General features: G+C 68.5%; 17 protein-coding genes. 10 read left to right on the forward strand and 7 right to left on the reverse strand.

All coding sequences use genetic code 11. From position 1 onward, the window contains the following. Positions 1–67: 67 nt before the first annotated feature. From B9Y95_RS07415 to B9Y95_RS07430, 4 genes are read right to left on the reverse strand one after another with little or no spacing between them, the layout of a single operon-like run. The gene (locus tag B9Y95_RS07415; protein ID WP_085511280.1) at positions 68–856 is read right to left on the reverse strand and encodes an HpcH/HpaI aldolase family protein; all 789 of its coding nucleotides are present in this window, start codon (positions 854–856) and stop codon (positions 68–70) included. A 2-nt stretch (positions 857–858) separates the two neighbouring features. Then, positions 859–1,776, reverse strand: a complete 918-nt coding sequence (locus tag B9Y95_RS07420) for a cupin domain-containing protein (RefSeq protein WP_085511281.1) — start codon at positions 1,774–1,776, stop codon at positions 859–861. Between the two features lie 48 nt (positions 1,777–1,824). Beyond that, positions 1,825–2,757 carry a 3,5-dioxohexanoate:acetyl-CoA acetone transferase gene (locus B9Y95_RS07425; protein WP_085511282.1) on the reverse strand — a complete coding sequence of 311 codons (933 nt, stop codon included), beginning with the start codon at positions 2,755–2,757 and terminating at the stop codon, positions 1,825–1,827. Next, entirely contained in the window at positions 2,757–3,677 is a 921-nt protein-coding gene (locus B9Y95_RS07430; RefSeq protein ID WP_085511283.1) for a DUF6282 family protein, read from the reverse strand. The genes B9Y95_RS07425 and B9Y95_RS07430 overlap by 1 nt, the downstream gene beginning before the upstream one ends. A gap of 205 nt (positions 3,678–3,882) precedes the next feature. Between B9Y95_RS07430 and B9Y95_RS07435 the strand changes: the two genes are divergently transcribed. The 7 genes from B9Y95_RS07435 (at position 3,883) to B9Y95_RS07465 (ending at position 10,613) form a co-directional block, all read left to right on the forward strand. Next, entirely contained in the window at positions 3,883–4,650 is a 768-nt protein-coding gene (locus tag B9Y95_RS07435; protein WP_085511284.1) for an IclR family transcriptional regulator, read from the forward strand. Positions 4,651–4,654: 4 nt separating this feature from the next. After that, complete coding sequence (locus tag B9Y95_RS07440) at positions 4,655–5,533, forward strand: ABC transporter permease (RefSeq protein ID WP_085511285.1); 879 nt, start codon at positions 4,655–4,657, stop codon at positions 5,531–5,533. Beyond that, on the forward strand, positions 5,530–6,420 hold the full coding sequence (locus B9Y95_RS07445; protein ID WP_085511286.1) for an ABC transporter permease: 891 nt from the start codon (positions 5,530–5,532) through the stop codon (positions 6,418–6,420). Before B9Y95_RS07440 ends, B9Y95_RS07445 begins: the two co-directional genes overlap by 4 nt. Positions 6,421–6,428: 8 nt before the next feature. Further along, positions 6,429–7,565, forward strand: a complete 1,137-nt coding sequence (locus tag B9Y95_RS07450; RefSeq protein WP_200811367.1) for an ABC transporter ATP-binding protein — start codon at positions 6,429–6,431, stop codon at positions 7,563–7,565. Positions 7,566–7,664: 99 nt separating this feature from the next. Beyond that, entirely contained in the window at positions 7,665–8,795 is a 1,131-nt protein-coding gene (locus B9Y95_RS07455) for an extracellular solute-binding protein (protein WP_085511287.1), read from the forward strand. Between the two features lie 65 nt (positions 8,796–8,860). Next, positions 8,861–9,652, forward strand: coding sequence for an IclR family transcriptional regulator (locus B9Y95_RS07460; protein ID WP_159453341.1), 792 nt, complete (start codon positions 8,861–8,863; stop codon positions 9,650–9,652). Next, positions 9,633–10,613 (forward strand): cyclase family protein, encoded by a 981-nt coding sequence (locus tag B9Y95_RS07465; protein WP_085511289.1) that lies wholly within the window; start codon positions 9,633–9,635, stop codon positions 10,611–10,613. The genes B9Y95_RS07460 and B9Y95_RS07465 overlap by 20 nt, the downstream gene beginning before the upstream one ends. Positions 10,614–10,630: 17 nt before the next feature. On the opposite strand, the gene B9Y95_RS07470 is transcribed toward B9Y95_RS07465, so the two are convergent. Both B9Y95_RS07470 and B9Y95_RS07475 read right to left on the reverse strand, forming a co-directional pair. Then, positions 10,631–10,834 (reverse strand): hypothetical protein, encoded by a 204-nt coding sequence (locus B9Y95_RS07470; protein ID WP_124768057.1) that lies wholly within the window; start codon positions 10,832–10,834, stop codon positions 10,631–10,633. 160 nt (positions 10,835–10,994) lie between these two features. Continuing rightward, on the reverse strand, positions 10,995–11,552 hold the full coding sequence (locus tag B9Y95_RS07475; protein WP_085511714.1) for a GNAT family N-acetyltransferase: 558 nt from the start codon (positions 11,550–11,552) through the stop codon (positions 10,995–10,997). 52 nt (positions 11,553–11,604) lie between these two features. Between B9Y95_RS07475 and B9Y95_RS07480 the strand changes: the two genes are divergently transcribed. Continuing rightward, a complete protein-coding gene (locus B9Y95_RS07480; RefSeq protein ID WP_085511290.1) occupies positions 11,605–11,892 on the forward strand; it encodes a hypothetical protein in 288 nt (95 codons plus the stop codon). 43 nt (positions 11,893–11,935) lie between these two features. On the opposite strand, the gene B9Y95_RS07485 is transcribed toward B9Y95_RS07480, so the two are convergent. Continuing rightward, positions 11,936–12,355: a RidA family protein gene (locus B9Y95_RS07485; protein ID WP_159453342.1), complete on the reverse strand. Its 420-nt coding sequence runs from the start codon at positions 12,353–12,355 to the stop codon at positions 11,936–11,938. 149 nt (positions 12,356–12,504) lie between these two features. Here B9Y95_RS07485 and B9Y95_RS07490 point away from each other — a divergent pair, with 149 nt between their 5' ends. Together B9Y95_RS07490 and B9Y95_RS07495 are read left to right on the forward strand one after the other, a co-directional pair. Next, the gene (locus B9Y95_RS07490; RefSeq protein ID WP_085511292.1) at positions 12,505–13,233 is read left to right on the forward strand and encodes an alpha/beta hydrolase; all 729 of its coding nucleotides are present in this window, start codon (positions 12,505–12,507) and stop codon (positions 13,231–13,233) included. Positions 13,234–13,829: 596 nt separating this feature from the next. Beyond that, the gene (locus tag B9Y95_RS07495) at positions 13,830–15,182 is read left to right on the forward strand and encodes a purine-cytosine permease family protein (protein WP_085511293.1); all 1,353 of its coding nucleotides are present in this window, start codon (positions 13,830–13,832) and stop codon (positions 15,180–15,182) included. Positions 15,183–15,259: the final 77 nt, after the last annotated feature.

Consider the following 15,259-nt stretch of genomic DNA (forward strand, 5'->3'; position numbering starts at 1 on the left):
GCGAGCGGTGCTCGGTGGGTCGGGCGGATCGGGGGTCGGGCGGATCGGGGGTCGAGGTGTCCGGCGGTCATCGGCCGTACCGCACCGAACGTCCCGCCTGCACGGCCGCGGCCGCAGCCCCTCCGAGCAGACTGGCATCGTTGCTCATCAGCGTGAAGCGGTAGCCGACGTCGACCGAGGTCTGGACGGAGGCCGCGGTGGCGCCCCCGGCGTTGCCGATGGGCTTCCCGGCCGCGACGGTGTCGCGGACGGCGTCGGCGATGAGCGCGGTGACGACCGGGTCGGACTCGCTACGACCCTCGCTCGTCGAGAGGTCGGCCGCGCCGATCAGGAGCGCGTCGACGCCCGCGACCGCGGCGATCGCACCGGCTGCCCGCGCGGCGGCGGCGCTCTCGATCTGAGCGATCAGGACGACCTCCTCCTGGCCGAAGCGCAGGTACTCCTCCCGAGAGGTCGCACCCCAGGCCCCGGCTCGACTCGTGCTGCCGACGCCCCTCGTGCCGAGCGGCGCGAAGCGGACGGCGGCTGCTGCGGCCTCGGCCTGCTCGACCGAGTCCACGTGCGGGAGCATGATCCCCTCCGCGCCGGCGTCGAGCACCCGCTGGACGATCCCGCCGTCGAGCGCCGGGATGCGCACGATCGGTGAGACGCCGGCGAGCAACGCCACCCCGATGTGCTGTGCAGCCGTCTCGAGACTCATCGGCGAGTGTTCGAGGTCGATGACCGCGAAGTCGAAGCCGGCGAGCGCCACGAGTTCCATGCTCTCCATGGCGGGGAGCTTCACCCAGGTGCCGAGGGCCGGCCCGGAGGGGTCGGTGAGCGCGGCGCGGAACCGGCTCGTGCGCTTGGTCGCCATGGTCACGCGGACGGGTAGTCGTCGGCGTTCAACACCCAGCCGGAGGCCGAGAAGTCGACCCGTGGCGGGGCGAAGATGTCGAGCAACTGCTGGTGCTCGCCGATCCCCTGCGTCGTGTGGACCGTGGGCGGCGGGATGATGCAGATCGACGGCGTGCCGATCTCCGCGTGCTCGTCCTCGCGCCAGGTGGCCGAGTCGGGTCCCCAGGGATAGCGGATGTGGTGCCGGAAGCGCCCCTTCACCCCGAAGGAGATCTGCTCGAAGTCGTCGTGGAAGTGGGGCGAGAGCTTGTGGGCGTCGCGCGGCGCGGGTTCCTCGGCGAGGAAGTTGACCATCAGGTTCGTCGTCCGGAAGATGCGGCCGAACCGTCCCTCGGCGATCGGGGTGTCGGCCAGACGGTACACCCGGAGCGCGAAGCCGCCGACCGGGTCTGGCCACGGGACGAGTGGTGCGGCCCGTCGGTCCGGTTCGGCGTACGCGTCGGCGTTCGAGGCCTGCTGCAGGAGGTCCTCCGCGCGGGTGGAGAACAGGCGGATGACCGGGCCGTCGGTCAGGACCTCGATCTCGCTGTCGCCGGGCGGGACGACGACGAACGCCTCCTCGTCGACCGAGGCCTCCTCCCCGCCCGCCGTGATCCGGAGCGCGGCACTGTCCGAGTACAGGAGGACGGCGTACTCGTCGGGCTGCCCGGTGCGGGCGAACCGATCCCCGGCGCGAGCGTCGGAGTAGGCGATCACGAGGTTGGCCGCTCTGGCGATCCAGGTGCGGCCGCCGGCCGGACTGGTCTCCGTGGGTTCGACGTCGTGGAACGCGATCCACTGCGACGGTTTCACCGGTGTGCCCGGATCGACCGCCGACGCGGACGGGGGTGTCGTCGTGGCCAGTCGTGAGCGGATGTCGTCTTTGGCATACATCGTCATAGGGGTTCCTTGCGTGAGAGGGAGGACGTCGTGGGTGCGAGGACCGGGTCAGCGGGTGACGCGGTCGAGACCCTTGAGGTGGAGCATGCGGCGGGCGTCGGCGGGCGTGGCGATCGTCTTGCCCAGGTCTTCGACGACGGCGCGGATCTTCCGGACCTGCTGGGCGTTGCTCGTCGCGAGTTCGCCCTTACCGATCCAGAGGCTGTCCTCGAGACCGACACGGACGTGTCCGCCGAGCCAGGCGCTGTGCGTGCCGAACTGCATCTGGCCTCGGCCGGCCGCGAAGGCGGAGAAGGAGTAGTCGTCTCCGAAAAGCTTGTCCGCGATCGCGACCATGTGTGTGAGGTTCTCGTGGTCGGCCCCGATCCCGCCGAGGATGCCGAAGACCCCCTGGATGAGGAACGGCGCCTTCGCGAGCCCCCGGTCGGCGAAGTGGGCGAGCGAGTACAGGTGCCCGATGTCGTAGCACTCGTACTCGAAACGGGTACCGAGGCCGTCGCCCAGCTCCCGCAGCGTGTGCTCGATGCGGTCGAACGAGTTGATGAAGGGCTGCGAGTAGGTGTTCAGCACGTACTCGCGCTCCCAGTCGTGCTTCCACTCCGTGACCTTGTCGGCGATCCCCGAGTAGACGAAGTTCATCGACCCCATGTTCAGCGAGGCCAGCTCCGGGGCGAAGCGCATCGCCCCGGCCAACCGCTGCTCCATCGTCATGGCCGACGAGCCACCCGTCGTGATGTTGATGACGACGTCGGTCTCGTCGAGGATGCGTGGGACGATCTCCTCGTAGATCTCGGCTTCCCAGGCGGGGCGGCCGTCGGGGTGGCGGGCGTGCAGGTGGATGATCGCCGAGCCCGCCGCCACCGCCTCGAGCGCCGACGCGACGACCTGGTCGGCGCTCAGCGGCAGGTGGTCGCTCTGAGACGGGACGTTGACCGAGCCCGTGACGGCGGTACTGATGATGACCTGCTCGGCGGCGCGCATCAGATGGTCTCCTCGAGGCCGAGGAGGAAGGCCGTGTTCCGGCAGATCATCTGGCGGATGTCGCGTTCCGCGACCCCGTGATCGAGCAACTGCTGGATGACGTAGATGTAGCCGTCCACCGGGAGGGGGTTCGTGAGCTGCCCGAGGTCGGAGTCGATGACGGTCCGTTCAGGACCGACCTTCTCGATCCAGTCGACGAGTCGGCTGATCGGGAAGCCGGGCGCGGGGACGTCCGGGTGGTACATCGACATCTCGTGCTCGACGAAGGCGCCGTACCCCAGCATCTCCTCCACGTCGCCGTCGGAGGCGTTGATGATGAAGTCGGGGTGGTGCAGGAGGAGTCGGGTGACGCCGTTGTCCTTCGCGGTGGAGAACAGCGCCTTCATCGACTCGGCGTCGAGGTGGCCACCGGAGAGCATGATGCCGGCCTCACCGACGAGCTGGGTGACGCGGACGGTCTCGGCCGAGACGTTGCCGTCCGCCGCCCAGATGGACTCCTCACGTTCCTCGAGGTTGGAGCCGGCGGTGGGGAAGCCGTCGTCGTGGCTGTGCGCACGGATGTGCTGACCGGCGGAGACCGTCGGGCCCCACACGGCGCGGCCACCCATCTGGATCGCGACGGCTACGGCGGAGGGGTTGACCCCGCCGACCTCGGAGTTGAGCGCGACACCGCCGTAGGCCGGCGTGGGGGCGTCCTTCAGGAGGTCCTGCATGGCGAGGAGGTCCATGACGGTGTTGTGGTGGTGCGACTTGATGAGGATCGCCCGCAGGTTGATGCGGGCGGCGTCGTAGGACGCCTCCACGTGGTTGAGCCGTCGCGGGAACGGGCTGGGGCCGGAGTGCACGTGCAGATCGACGGCTCCGTCCAGGACCTTCAACAGCGCGGGCGATGGGATCGGTGCGTCTTCGGTGGCGAGCATCCGAGAACCTCCTTGTGTTCGGATTGCGTACTTTTGGTTCAGATTACGCACACTGATCCTGACTGTCCAGCGAAATCAGGCAAATCAGCACCACAAAAGCCAGGTCGCTTGTTCATGATGCGGAAATATAGATTGCATTATGAACAAAGTCCTGCTGTACTGATCGACATCAGCAGCTTCGACCCTCGACGAGGAGGTGAGTGACATGAGTGACGCGACCGCCGGCATCGCCCGACCGATTCCGCTGCCCGAGACCGACCGCGGCTCCATCCAGTCGATCGAACGGGCGGCGATGGTCCTGGCGCTGTTCGACCAGCACACCCGCACCCTCTCACCGGCACTCGTCTCGGAGCGACTCGGCCTGAACCGCACGACGGCACACCGATACCTGCTCTCGATGCAGGCGTCCGGCTTCCTGAGTGCCTCCTACGGCCCCGGCCCACTCGTCGACCAGCTCTCGGGGCTCGTCTCGACGCGTCAGCAGATCATGACGCTCGCCCCGTCGCTCCTCCGTCAACTCTCCGACCGGACCGGCCTCACCGCCGTCGTGAGCTTCCTCGGCCGCTCCGGCGCCGTCGTCGGCCACGTGGAGGAGGCGAACGAGGGCACCATCGTGCTCACCGTGCGGGTCGGGACGGTGTTGGAGATCAAGGCCGCGCAGTCGCGCGTACTCCTCGCCTTCCAGTCCGACCCCGCGGTCGTGTCGCGCCTGCACGCCGGTCTCGCGCCGGCGGAGGCGCAACGCGAGCACGCGGAACTCGCCCTCGCCCGACGCGATCGCATCGCCTGGGCGGACCTCGGCCGGGTCGGGCTGGCCTCGGTGGCCGCACCCGTGTTCGGCGCCGACGACGTCCAGGCGGCCATGGCCGTCCTGGGTACCACGACCATGCTCCCTTCCTCGACGGAATCCGAGGAGCGCGTGACGATGCTGCGCGAGGCTGCCGAGCAGCTGAGCGCCATGCTGAACGGATGACCACATGACGACCACCTCCCCTCCCTCCACCAGGCGGCTCCCGCGCCCGGCCTGGCTCATGCTGGTGCCCGCGCTCGGTCTGCTCGCCGTGGTCCTGCTGGCGCCGCTCGGACAGAGCCTCGTGCGCAGTCTCGGCGCCCCGGACGTGACGCTCGACCACTACGCCTCCCTGTTCACCGACGGGGTCACCCTCACGGTGCTCGGCCGGACCGCGTCGACCGCGATCATCGTCACCGTCGTCGCATTCCTGCTCGGCTACCCCTACGCGTACCTGATGACGCGGGTCGGCCCGCGGCTGCGGGGGATTCTGCTGGTCATCGTGCTCGTCCCGTTCTGGACGTCCGTCATGGCCCGCAACTACGCGTGGATCGTGCTGCTGCAGCGTGGCGGACCCGTCCAGAGCGTCTTCGAGTTCTTCGGATTCGGCAACGTCACCTTCCAGGGGAGTGTCGTCGGCGTCACGATCGCGATGAGTCAGGTGCTCCTCCCCTTCATGGTGCTCCCGCTCTACAGCTCGCTCGGCGGCATCGACCGGAAACTCCTTCTCGCCGCCCGAGGCCTCGGGTCCTCACCGCTCGTGGCGTTCTGGAAGGTCTACTGGCCGCTCTCACGGGGAGGCGTCGTGTCCGGCCTCATCCTCGTCTTCACACTGAGCCTCGGTTTCTACGTCACACCGGCCCTCCTCGGCTCTCCCCAGCAGTCGCTCATCGCCCAGCTGCTCGCTCAGCGGACCACGCAGCTGCTCGACTTCGCCGGAGCCGGGGCGCTCGGCATCCTCGTCCTCGTCATCACCCTGACGCTGGTCGCCTGGGCCAACCGCTTCGGCGGGACCATCTCGGCCATCGGCGTCACCAGCACCGCCCGAAGCAAGGAGCAGTCATGACCGCGCTGAGCGACGTCGACGACCTCGACACCCGCAGCGTCCTCACCGCACGCGGGCCGTCCGCCTCCCCCGACGCGCGCCGGGTACGGCGCAAGGACCGGGGCATCGACCCGGTGCCGTGGTGGCTCACGGTCATCGGGACGCTCGTGGCGCTGTACTTCATCCTGCCGACGCTCATCGTGATCCCGTTGAGCTTCAGTGCCGCATCGGCGTTCCAGTTCCCGCCCACGGAGTTCTCCCTGCGCTGGTACGAGAACTTCTTCACCGACCCGAAATGGCTCTCCTCGCTCGGCAACTCCTTCCTCGTGGCGATCCTGGCGGCGGTCATCGCGACCCTCGTCGGCACCGCCGCAGCGGTCGGGCTGAACCGTCTGACGGGTCGGCTCGCCGGCTTCCTCCGCACGCTGCTCATGATCTCGATGGTCACCCCGGCCATCGTCGTGGCCGTGGCCGTCTACGTGTCGTTCCTCCAGTGGCACCTGACGGGCAGCCTGCTGGGCTACGTCCTGGCCCACGCGGCTCTCGGAGTCCCGTTCGTGCTCGTGTCCGTCACCACGGCGCTCGGCGGGTTCGACCCGAAGCTGCTCCGGGCCTCCGCATCGCTCGGCGCCTCCCCGCTGCGTTCCTTCATCACCGTGACGATGCCGCTCATCAGTCGCGGCGTCCTGACCGGAGCGATCTTCGCCTTCGTCACCTCCTTCGACGAGGTCGTCATCGCCCTCTTCCTCCGCTCGCCCACCTTCCAGACGCTGCCCGTGCAGATGTACAACAGCGTCACCTTCGAGCTCGACCCCACCATCTCCGCGTCGTCGAGCCTCGTCGTCGTCGCGGTCACCATCATCTTCCTGGTGCCCATGCTCATCGGCAGCCGCACCAAGAACCGTTAGGAGCCGTCGTGACCATCTCGCGATCAGACACCACCGCCCCCTCGCAAGAGACCGCTGCCCGGCAGGGCACCCAGATCCGCCTCTCGGGCGTGACGAAGGACTACGGCCTCGCCATCCCGGCCGTGGACGACATCTCGCTCACGATCCAGCCGGGCGAGTTCATGACCCTGCTCGGCCCGAGCGGATCGGGGAAGACCACGACGCTCAACCTCATCGCGGGGTTCGAGACGCTCACCGCTGGAACCATCGACCTGAACGGGACCGACGTCGGTTCCCTGCCGCCGCACAAGCGCAACCTCGGCATGCTCTTCCAGAACTACGCGCTCTTCCCGCACATGACGGTCGCGCAGAACGTGGGCTACCCCCTCCGGGAACGGAAGCTGCCGAAGGCGGAGATCACCCGTCGCGTCGCCGAGGTGCTCGAGCTCGTGCAGCTGCCCGGCCGTGACGGCAACTACCCGTCCCAGCTCTCCGGCGGACAGCAGCAGCGCGTCGCCCTCGCACGGGCGATCGTCTTCAACCCGGCGGCCCTGTTGCTCGACGAACCCCTCGGAGCCCTCGACCGCAACCTCCGCGGCGCACTGCAGATGGAGATCCGGCGCATCCACCGGGAGGTCGGCTCCACGTTCGTCTTCGTCACCCACGACCAGGAGGAGGCGATGAACCTCTCCGACCGCATCGCCCTCTTCAACAGCGGACGCATCGAGCAGGTCGGCTCCCCTGAGGAGCTCTACCACGAGCCGGACACCCTCTTCACCGCGACGTTCCTGGGCGATTCGAACGTCTTCGACCTCGGCGGTTCGGCGTTCGGCCCGCAGGCCGGCTGGGAGGGCAACACCTGGTCCATCGATCCGACCACCGTCGCCGACCACCCCGGTGTCGGCGTCCACGGGGCGGTCGTCGTGCGACCTGAGGACGTGCGCATCACCCACGATGCGACCGCCGTCCCCGCTGGCAGCAACACCGTTCAGGCGGTCGTCCGTGACCTCGAGTACATGGGTTCCTACCGCACGGCGATGCTCGACCTCGGTCGATCGGGCCAGCTCGGCCGAGCCCGGATCGACGCGCTCGACGCCGCCCACGCGATCGGCGACACCGTCACCGCCTGGTGGAAGCCGGAGCGGCAGCGCATCGTCGCCGCCTGAGCCGAAGCACCCGAACACCCGAACACCCGAACACCCGAACACCCGAACACCAACCCTGCGCCCGACGCCCGTCGGAGCGCCCATCCAGAGGAGACGACAATGGCGCCCAGCTCCACCTCCAGATCCACCATCACGAACAACAACGCTCGCACCCGACGCACCCGTTTCGCCATCGGGGTGAGCACCGTCGCGATCACGGCGCTGCTGTCCGGCTGCGCGAGCGGCGGAGACGCCGCCCCGAGCGGCTCGGCTGCGGCCGGCGACGACGCGGCCGCCACGATCACCTTCGTCGGTTACGGGGGCGGCGGGCAGGACGCCCAGGTCGAAGCCTGGCAGGAGCCGTACACGACGGCGCACCCGAACGTCACCTTCGTCAACACCTCCCCGCCGGACGTCGCGCAGGTGAAGGCGCAGGTCGAGAGCGGCTCCGTGCAGTGGGACGTCATGGCGACGGCACCCTACGCGGCGCAGCAGAACTGCGGCACGCTCTTCGAGAAGCTCGACCTCAGCGACGTCGACCAGACCGACCTCGTCGAGGGCACCGTCGGTGAGTGCTACCTCGGGAACTGGATCAACGCCACCCCGATCGCGTACCGCACCGACGCCTTCCCGAAGGGCAAGGGCCCGGAGTCCGTAGCGGACTTCTTCGACACCGAGCAGTTCCCGGGCCAGCGCGGCATCGTCACCAACCTGCAGAACGGCATCCTCGAGTACCCACTCCTCGCCGACGGGGTCAAGCCCGACGACCTCTACCCGCTCGACGTCGACCGCGCCCTCGACAAGCTCGACGAGATCCGCGACGTCACCACGTTCGCACCGAACGTCGGCGCCCTGCAGCAGGCGGTGGAGGCGAACCAGGTGGACATGTTCCTCCTGCCCGACTCGCGACTGGTCCCGCTGCTCCAGAACGGTTTCGACATGACGATCGTGTGGGACGTGACCGTCGCCTCGCTGAACGCCTTCGCCATCCCGAAGGGCGCGCCGAACAAGCAGGCCGCCGTCGACTTCATCTCGAGCGTCGTCGAACCCGAGCAGGTCGCCAAGATCTCGGAGCTGCTCGGCGTCGCACCCGTCAACACGGCGGCGAAGCCGAAGCTCGACGAGTTCACCGAGCAGGTCGAGGTGTACGGTCCGACCAACACGGGCGAGACCGTCCTGCAGGACATCGACTGGTACACGGACAACTTCAACGACACGACGACCAAGCTGACCACCTGGCTCGCCGGGTGATCCCGTGACCCGGACCGATGCTCCGACCACCCGGGCGTGTTCTCCAGCTGAACTACGCTTCAGTCATGGCGAACAACGACGGAACGGGCGAAGCATCCGGGTCGGACATCCAGGCGGTGGACCGGGTCGGACAGATCTGCTCACTGTTCGGCCCACACACCACGGAGCTGACGGCGGCGGAAGTGGCCGAGCGGTTGGGACTCAATCGCACCACCGCCTACCGCTACTGCGCATCGATGGTGACCGCCGGCATCCTCGACCGCGGCCCACGGCGGAGCACCTTCGTCCTCGGCGGGCTCATGCTCCAGCTCGGCATCCACGCGCTGAGCCGCCGCCGGGTCACCGAGGTCGCACCACCGCACCTCGCCGAGCTGAGCGCCGCCGTCCGCATGACGGCGGTGCTCAGCCTCTGGGGCGCACGCGGGCCGGTCGTCACGCTCGTCGAGGAGGACCGCACCCGCTCCGCCGTCGTGACGGTCCGGGCCGGCACCGGCCTCGATGCGACCGCCGCCCAGACCAGAGTGTTCCTGGCGCATCTGACGGACGAGCGCGCGTTCGGCTGGATGACCGAGGGGTCGACCTCGGCGCAGCGAGCCGAGCTGGAGGCGGCGGTCTACACCGCGCGTCGCTCCGGTTACTGCATCGCCTCCCAGTCGGGCGGCGTGTTCACCGCTGCAGCACCGGTGTTCGACGAGTACGGCATCGCCGCGACGGTCGGGCTGCTCGGCGCCGACCCCGACGCCGACCTCAGTGCCGACTCCCCCATCATCACCGCGCTCCTGCGCACGACGACCGCGTTGAGCAACGAGCTCCGCGGCAGACCGGACGGATCCACCGATGACCATTCCGAACTATGACGAGCTCACCAGAGCCACCCCACCCGGATCGAGCTGGTCGGCCTTCGGACCGGACGACGAGCTCGGAACCGTCAACTTCCTGACGCCCGAACGCGTCGCGCACGCCGCAGGCCTCATCAGGACCGGTCGGCGATTCGGGCTCGACCATCCGGTCACCGCGTTCGAGCCGTACCCGACCGGCACCAGGCGCGCGCTCGAGCACCACGTGTTCTCGAACAACGAGTGGCACCGGGACGACTACCTCGACTCGTTCTACCTCCAGTCGTCGTCGCAGATCGACGCCCTCCGCCACATCGGCCACCCGCAGCACGGCTTCTACAACGGGTTGAGTGCTGAGGCGAACGACGCGACGTCGACCCGTCTCGGCGTGCACACCTGGGCCGACGCCGGTATCGCCGGCCGCGGGGTGCTCCTCGACGTCCCGCGATACTTCGCAGCGACCGGCCGGGCCTACGACCCGTCGTCCACGATCGCGATCGACGCACCACTCCTCGACGCCATCGCCGAGCATCAGGGGGTCACCTGGCACGGTGGCGAACTCCTCCTCCTCCGGACCGCCTGGGCCGAGCAGTACCTCGCGAAGACCCCGGCGGAGCGTCTCGCCACCCCGTGGCGGCGATCACCCGGCCTGGCGCAACGGGAGTCCGTGCTCCGCTGGCTCTGGAACCACGAGATCGCCCTGGTCGCTGCGGACAACCTCGCCGTCGAGGCCGACCCGGTCGTCGAGAGCGACTTCCGGTCGCCGGAGGACCGGCCTCCCGAGCGCGGGGTCGATCACAGCGGCATGCTCCACCGGCCGCTCATCGCCCTGCTGGGCATGGCGCTCGGCGAGCTGTGGCGACTGGACGAACTCGCCGACGATTGCGCGGCCGACGGCGTCTACGAGTGCTTCGTCACGTGCAAGCCGCTCTACATCCCTGGTGGAGTGGGGTCACCGCCGAACGCGATCGCGTTCAAGTAAGGGAGCGTGTGCGGCGCTCACGCCATGCAGGGAGCCCACTCCTGGTTGGAGAGTTCCCGCTGCTCGTTCTCGGTCTGCAAGAGCCACCCGGTCTTCGTCGCGCCTCGGTACTGTCCGCTCACGAGGTCGGCGCACCAGGAGCGACCGTCGAAGGCCCACCGGACGAAACTCGCCTCGCTCCCCTTGCGCAGGAGCGGGCGTTCGCGTTCTACCTGACTCATGTGTTCCATCTCGACCGTGGCTGACATATCTTCCAACCGTATCGAGGAACGTCTTCGGTGAACAGACTGCTTGCGTTTCGCGGCCGGTTGCCCGAAAATACCCGGTCGCGCCCGGAAGCGGCGTCCTTCGACACGCTCGGAGATCGGGTGCAGCGGTCGTTCAGCCCACGAACACGCGGAGCGCCTCGTCGCTGAGCACGCGGTCGGCGAACACCAGGCGCACGGCATCCGGATCCGGGTTGCCCGCGTCGGGGCCACGCCACACGACCTCCAACCCCGCCCGTTCGGCAGCCCGACGTGAACCCTCGTTGTGCTCCAGGAGGAACGCCACGACGGGCAGATCCGGTGCCGACGCCGATGCCGCGGCTCGCGCGGCCGCGATGAGCTCCTGTGCGTATCCGCGCCCCCAGGCCGCGGGCGCCAGACGGTAGTAGAGGTTCCAGGCGACCCCTCCCCGCAGGCTCGGGCCGCCGATGCCGACCAAGGCACCCGTCGCGGTGTCGCGCGCCACCCACACGTCGAGACCGTTCGCCTCCCAGCCGGCCTGGTACCGCTCGATCAGCTCACGAGTCTCGGCGAGCGCCGTGTGTCGGGCGGACGGCAGGTGCGTCCAGACCGCGGGGTCGGCATGGAGGTCGTGGAGCTCCGGCAGGTCGCGCTCGGCGGGGCGGGCGAGCGTCAGTCGTTCCGTCCGGGTCGGCGGAGTCGCGTCGGTCATGCCCTCCATTCTGCTCTGGTCGGTGACTGGCACCAGTCGATACCCTGTGCCCATGGCTGCGAAGAACGAACCGATCTCGGCACGCGCGTGTGCGATCCTCAGCATCGCCATCGCCGCGTTCTCCATCTACATCGTCGCGTCGACGGCGAGAGACGGCGGGTCATGGACGTTCTCGGTGCTCGCCTGCTTCGTGCCCCTGCTGTTCGCGGTCCAGGGCATCAGGATGAGTCGCCAACCCGGCGCCCCCTGGCCCACCTTCAGCCTCATCGGGTCGATCGTCGGCGCAGCACTCGGACTCGTGTCCTTCGGCGCCTTCGCCTGGTTGCTCGTGCGCTCCTGAGCAGCGGTCTCAGCGGAGCGGCGGTCTCAGCTGAGCGGCGGTGTCAGCTGAGCGGCACGATCGCGTCGATCTGCACGAGCGCATTGCCCTGCAGCACGTTCACACCGATCATCGATCGTGCCGGAGGGGCGTCGGTGAAGGATTCACGGTACACACGATCGATGGTGGGGGCGAGTTCGATCAACATGGGCGTATAGATGGTGAGCTTGATCGCCTGGGAGAGGTCGGCCCCAGCAGCCCGACAGATGGCGTCGAGATTCGTCAGGCACTGTCTCATCTGCGCGCTGACCGCTTGCGGACCACCGCCGAATGCCGGGTTCAGGGGCCGAGGCAGCATCTGACCAGTCGCCGGATCGATCGGAAGCTGACCAGACACGTAGAGCACACCGTCGTGCGCGATCGCTTGGCTGGAACCCCCAGGGGACCAAGGTGCGTTCGGAGTGAAAATCACGTTACGTTCCACAGGTCGCTCCCCCGGGCTTGATGTCAACCGCACTGATCCCGACATCCTACGGCGGGGCACCCCCTGACTCGCATATGCCTGGTCGCTCGTTCGATCCTGTGCACAGCGACGCCGCGTAGAGTCGTCCCCAACCCCGACGGAGGAGGACCATGCGACTGCACGTCGAGGAACGCGGGCGCGGACCGGTCCGGATCGCCCTCATTCACGGGTTCCTGGCCGACGGAGCCGCCTGGACCGACGTCGTCGCAGCGTCCGACCCGGAGCGGTACGCGTTCCTGCTCGTCGACCTCCGCGGTCACGGCTCCAGCCCGCGAGCCGATCGACCCCGGGGCGAGCGGTATGACATCGCCTCGCTCGCGGCCGACCTCGCCGAGACGTTGCCGACCGGCCTCGACGCGATCGTCGGCCACTCCCTCGGCGGGCGGCTCCTCATCGACATCGTGGGGCCGCTCCGCCCGGCGCACGCGATCTACCTCGATCCCGGGTTCGGGCTGAAACTCCCCGGACGTGGGCTCGGAGCCCGCCTGTTCTGGGCCATCCCAGGGCTGCCACGGCTCCTGGCTTGGCTCTACGACCGCACGGACCCTGCGACGGGTCCCGCGAATGTCGCGCTCGCCGAGGCCGCCCATGCCGCGTGGGACCGCTCGATGGTCGCGGAAGTGCTGCACGACGTCGCAGCGAACCCGGTGACGCCCTCGGCGCCGATCGTGCCCTCGACGCTGGTGCTGTCGGACGACGCGAAGCTCGTCGTTCCGCGAGCGGACATCGAGCAGTACGAACGGCTCGGCTGGACCGTCACCCGGTTCCCGGGGATCCGCCACGACATGGCGGCGCTCGACGGTGCACGCACCTTCGAGGTGATCCAGCGAGCGCTCTGAGCCGGAAGGCGCACACGGACAACGCCGCCCTTCGACAAGCTCAGGGACCGGAACCGATCAAGCCACCTTCCCCGGTCACTGAGGCACCTTCCCCGGTCACTGAGCCACCTTCCCGCGGTCACTGAGCCACCTTCCCCGGTCACTGAGCCACCTTCCCGCGGTCACTGAGCCACCTTCCCCGGTCACTGAGCCTGTCGAAGTGCACACGGAGGACACCGCCCTTCGACAAGCTCAGGGACCGGAACGCGTGCTGAGGAACCGGAAACCGATCAAGCCACCTTCCCCGGTCACTGAGCCACCTTCCCCGGCCACTGAGCCTGTCGAAGTGCACACGGAGGACACCGCCCTTCGACAAGCTCAGGGACCGGAACCGATCAAGGCACCTTCCCCGGTCACTGAGCCACCTTCCCCGGTCACTGAGCCTGTCGAAGTGCACACGGAGGACACCGCCCTTCGACAAGCTCAGGGACGGGGCGTCTGTGCAGAGTGCTGATATCGCGCGCACATTCCTGCATCATGCACATTCTGCTGCGGGCGAGCCGCCAGTAACGTTGCCGCCACCCGCACCGCTCCCTCCCCCACTTCTGGAGACCAGCATGGCTCGCATGGCACACGCAGACGACTTCGCCCTGTCCCGCGTCCGTCCCGACGCACAGAAGCCCTGGTTCGGCATCGCCGTCCAACGCTTCGGACAGGTGTCGGCCCTGTCCCAGTTCCTCCTCGGCGCCACCCTCGGCTACAGCATGACCTTCGGCGAGGCCTTCCTCGCCCTGCTCCTCGGCTCGATCATCCTCGAGGTGATCATGTGCATCGTCGGCATCATCGGCCAGAAGGAGGGCCTCAACACCGCCCTCCTCGCCCGCTGGACCGGCTTCGGCGAGATCGGCGCGTCCCTCGTCGGACTCGCGATCGGCATCAGCCTCATCGGATGGTTCGGCATCCAGAGCGCGATCTCCGCAGAATCGCTCGACGCCCTCCTTCCCGGTTTCATGCCGGTCTGGGCCTGGAGCCTCATCTTCGGCCTCGCCGTCACCGCCATCGTCGCCTACGGGTTCAAGGGCATGCAGTGGCTCGCGAACATCACCGTCCCGCTGTTCCTCATCCTCGTCGGCTGGTCGATCATCAGCGAACTCACCCAGCACGACTTCATGGAACTCGTCACGGGCCCGGCACCCGGCCCCACCATGAGCGTCTGGGCCGGCACCGGCATCGTCGCGGGCGGCCTCATCGTCGGTGCCATCATCACCGCCGACATGACCCGGTTCAACCGGTCCCGCGCCGACGTCATCAAGCAGACCGTCGTCGGCGTCTCGCTCGGTGAGTTCGTCATCGGCCTCTCCGGGGTCCTGCTCGCCCACGCAGCAGCCTCGGGCAACGTCGTCGCGATCGTCACGTCGTCGGTGGGGCTCATCGGCCTCATCATCGTCATCACCGGGACGCTCAAGATCAACGACTGGAACCTGTACTCGTCGACGCTCGGGCTGGTCAACTTCATCTCGACCGCGTTCGGCAAGAACCTCAACCGCGTGACCACCACCATCGTGCTCGGCGTGGTCGGCTCCATCCTCGCGGCGGTCGGCATCCTCGGTCAGTTCTCCGGCTTCCTCATCATCCTCGGCGTCGCCTTCCCGCCCATCGCCGGCATCATGGTCGCCGAGTACTTCATCGTGAAGCGCTGGCGCGGCGAGCTCGACGAGACCCGCGCCTCGGGCCGCCTGCCCACGACCGCCCCGCGCATCGTCCCGGCGACCATCATCATCTGGGCCGTGTCCGCGATCACCGGCTACTTCGTCACCTGGGGCATCCCCGCCGTCCTGTCGCTCATCCTCTCGATGGTGCTGTACATCGCCGCCGGCAAGCTCGGCCTGGTCCGAGGCGTCGGCGTCGCCCACACCTCGCAGATCGAGGCGGACGTGACGACGGACAGCCCGGCCACCGCCTCGAGCTGACCCGCGGGACGCCCGTTCCACCAGCTCAGACCGTTCCATCGCACACCGTTCCACCGCACCAACAGAAAGCGAACCCC

It is taken from the genome of Plantibacter flavus, assembly GCF_900177615.1.
GTDB classification, from domain to species: domain Bacteria; phylum Actinomycetota; class Actinomycetes; order Actinomycetales; family Microbacteriaceae; genus Plantibacter; species Plantibacter flavus.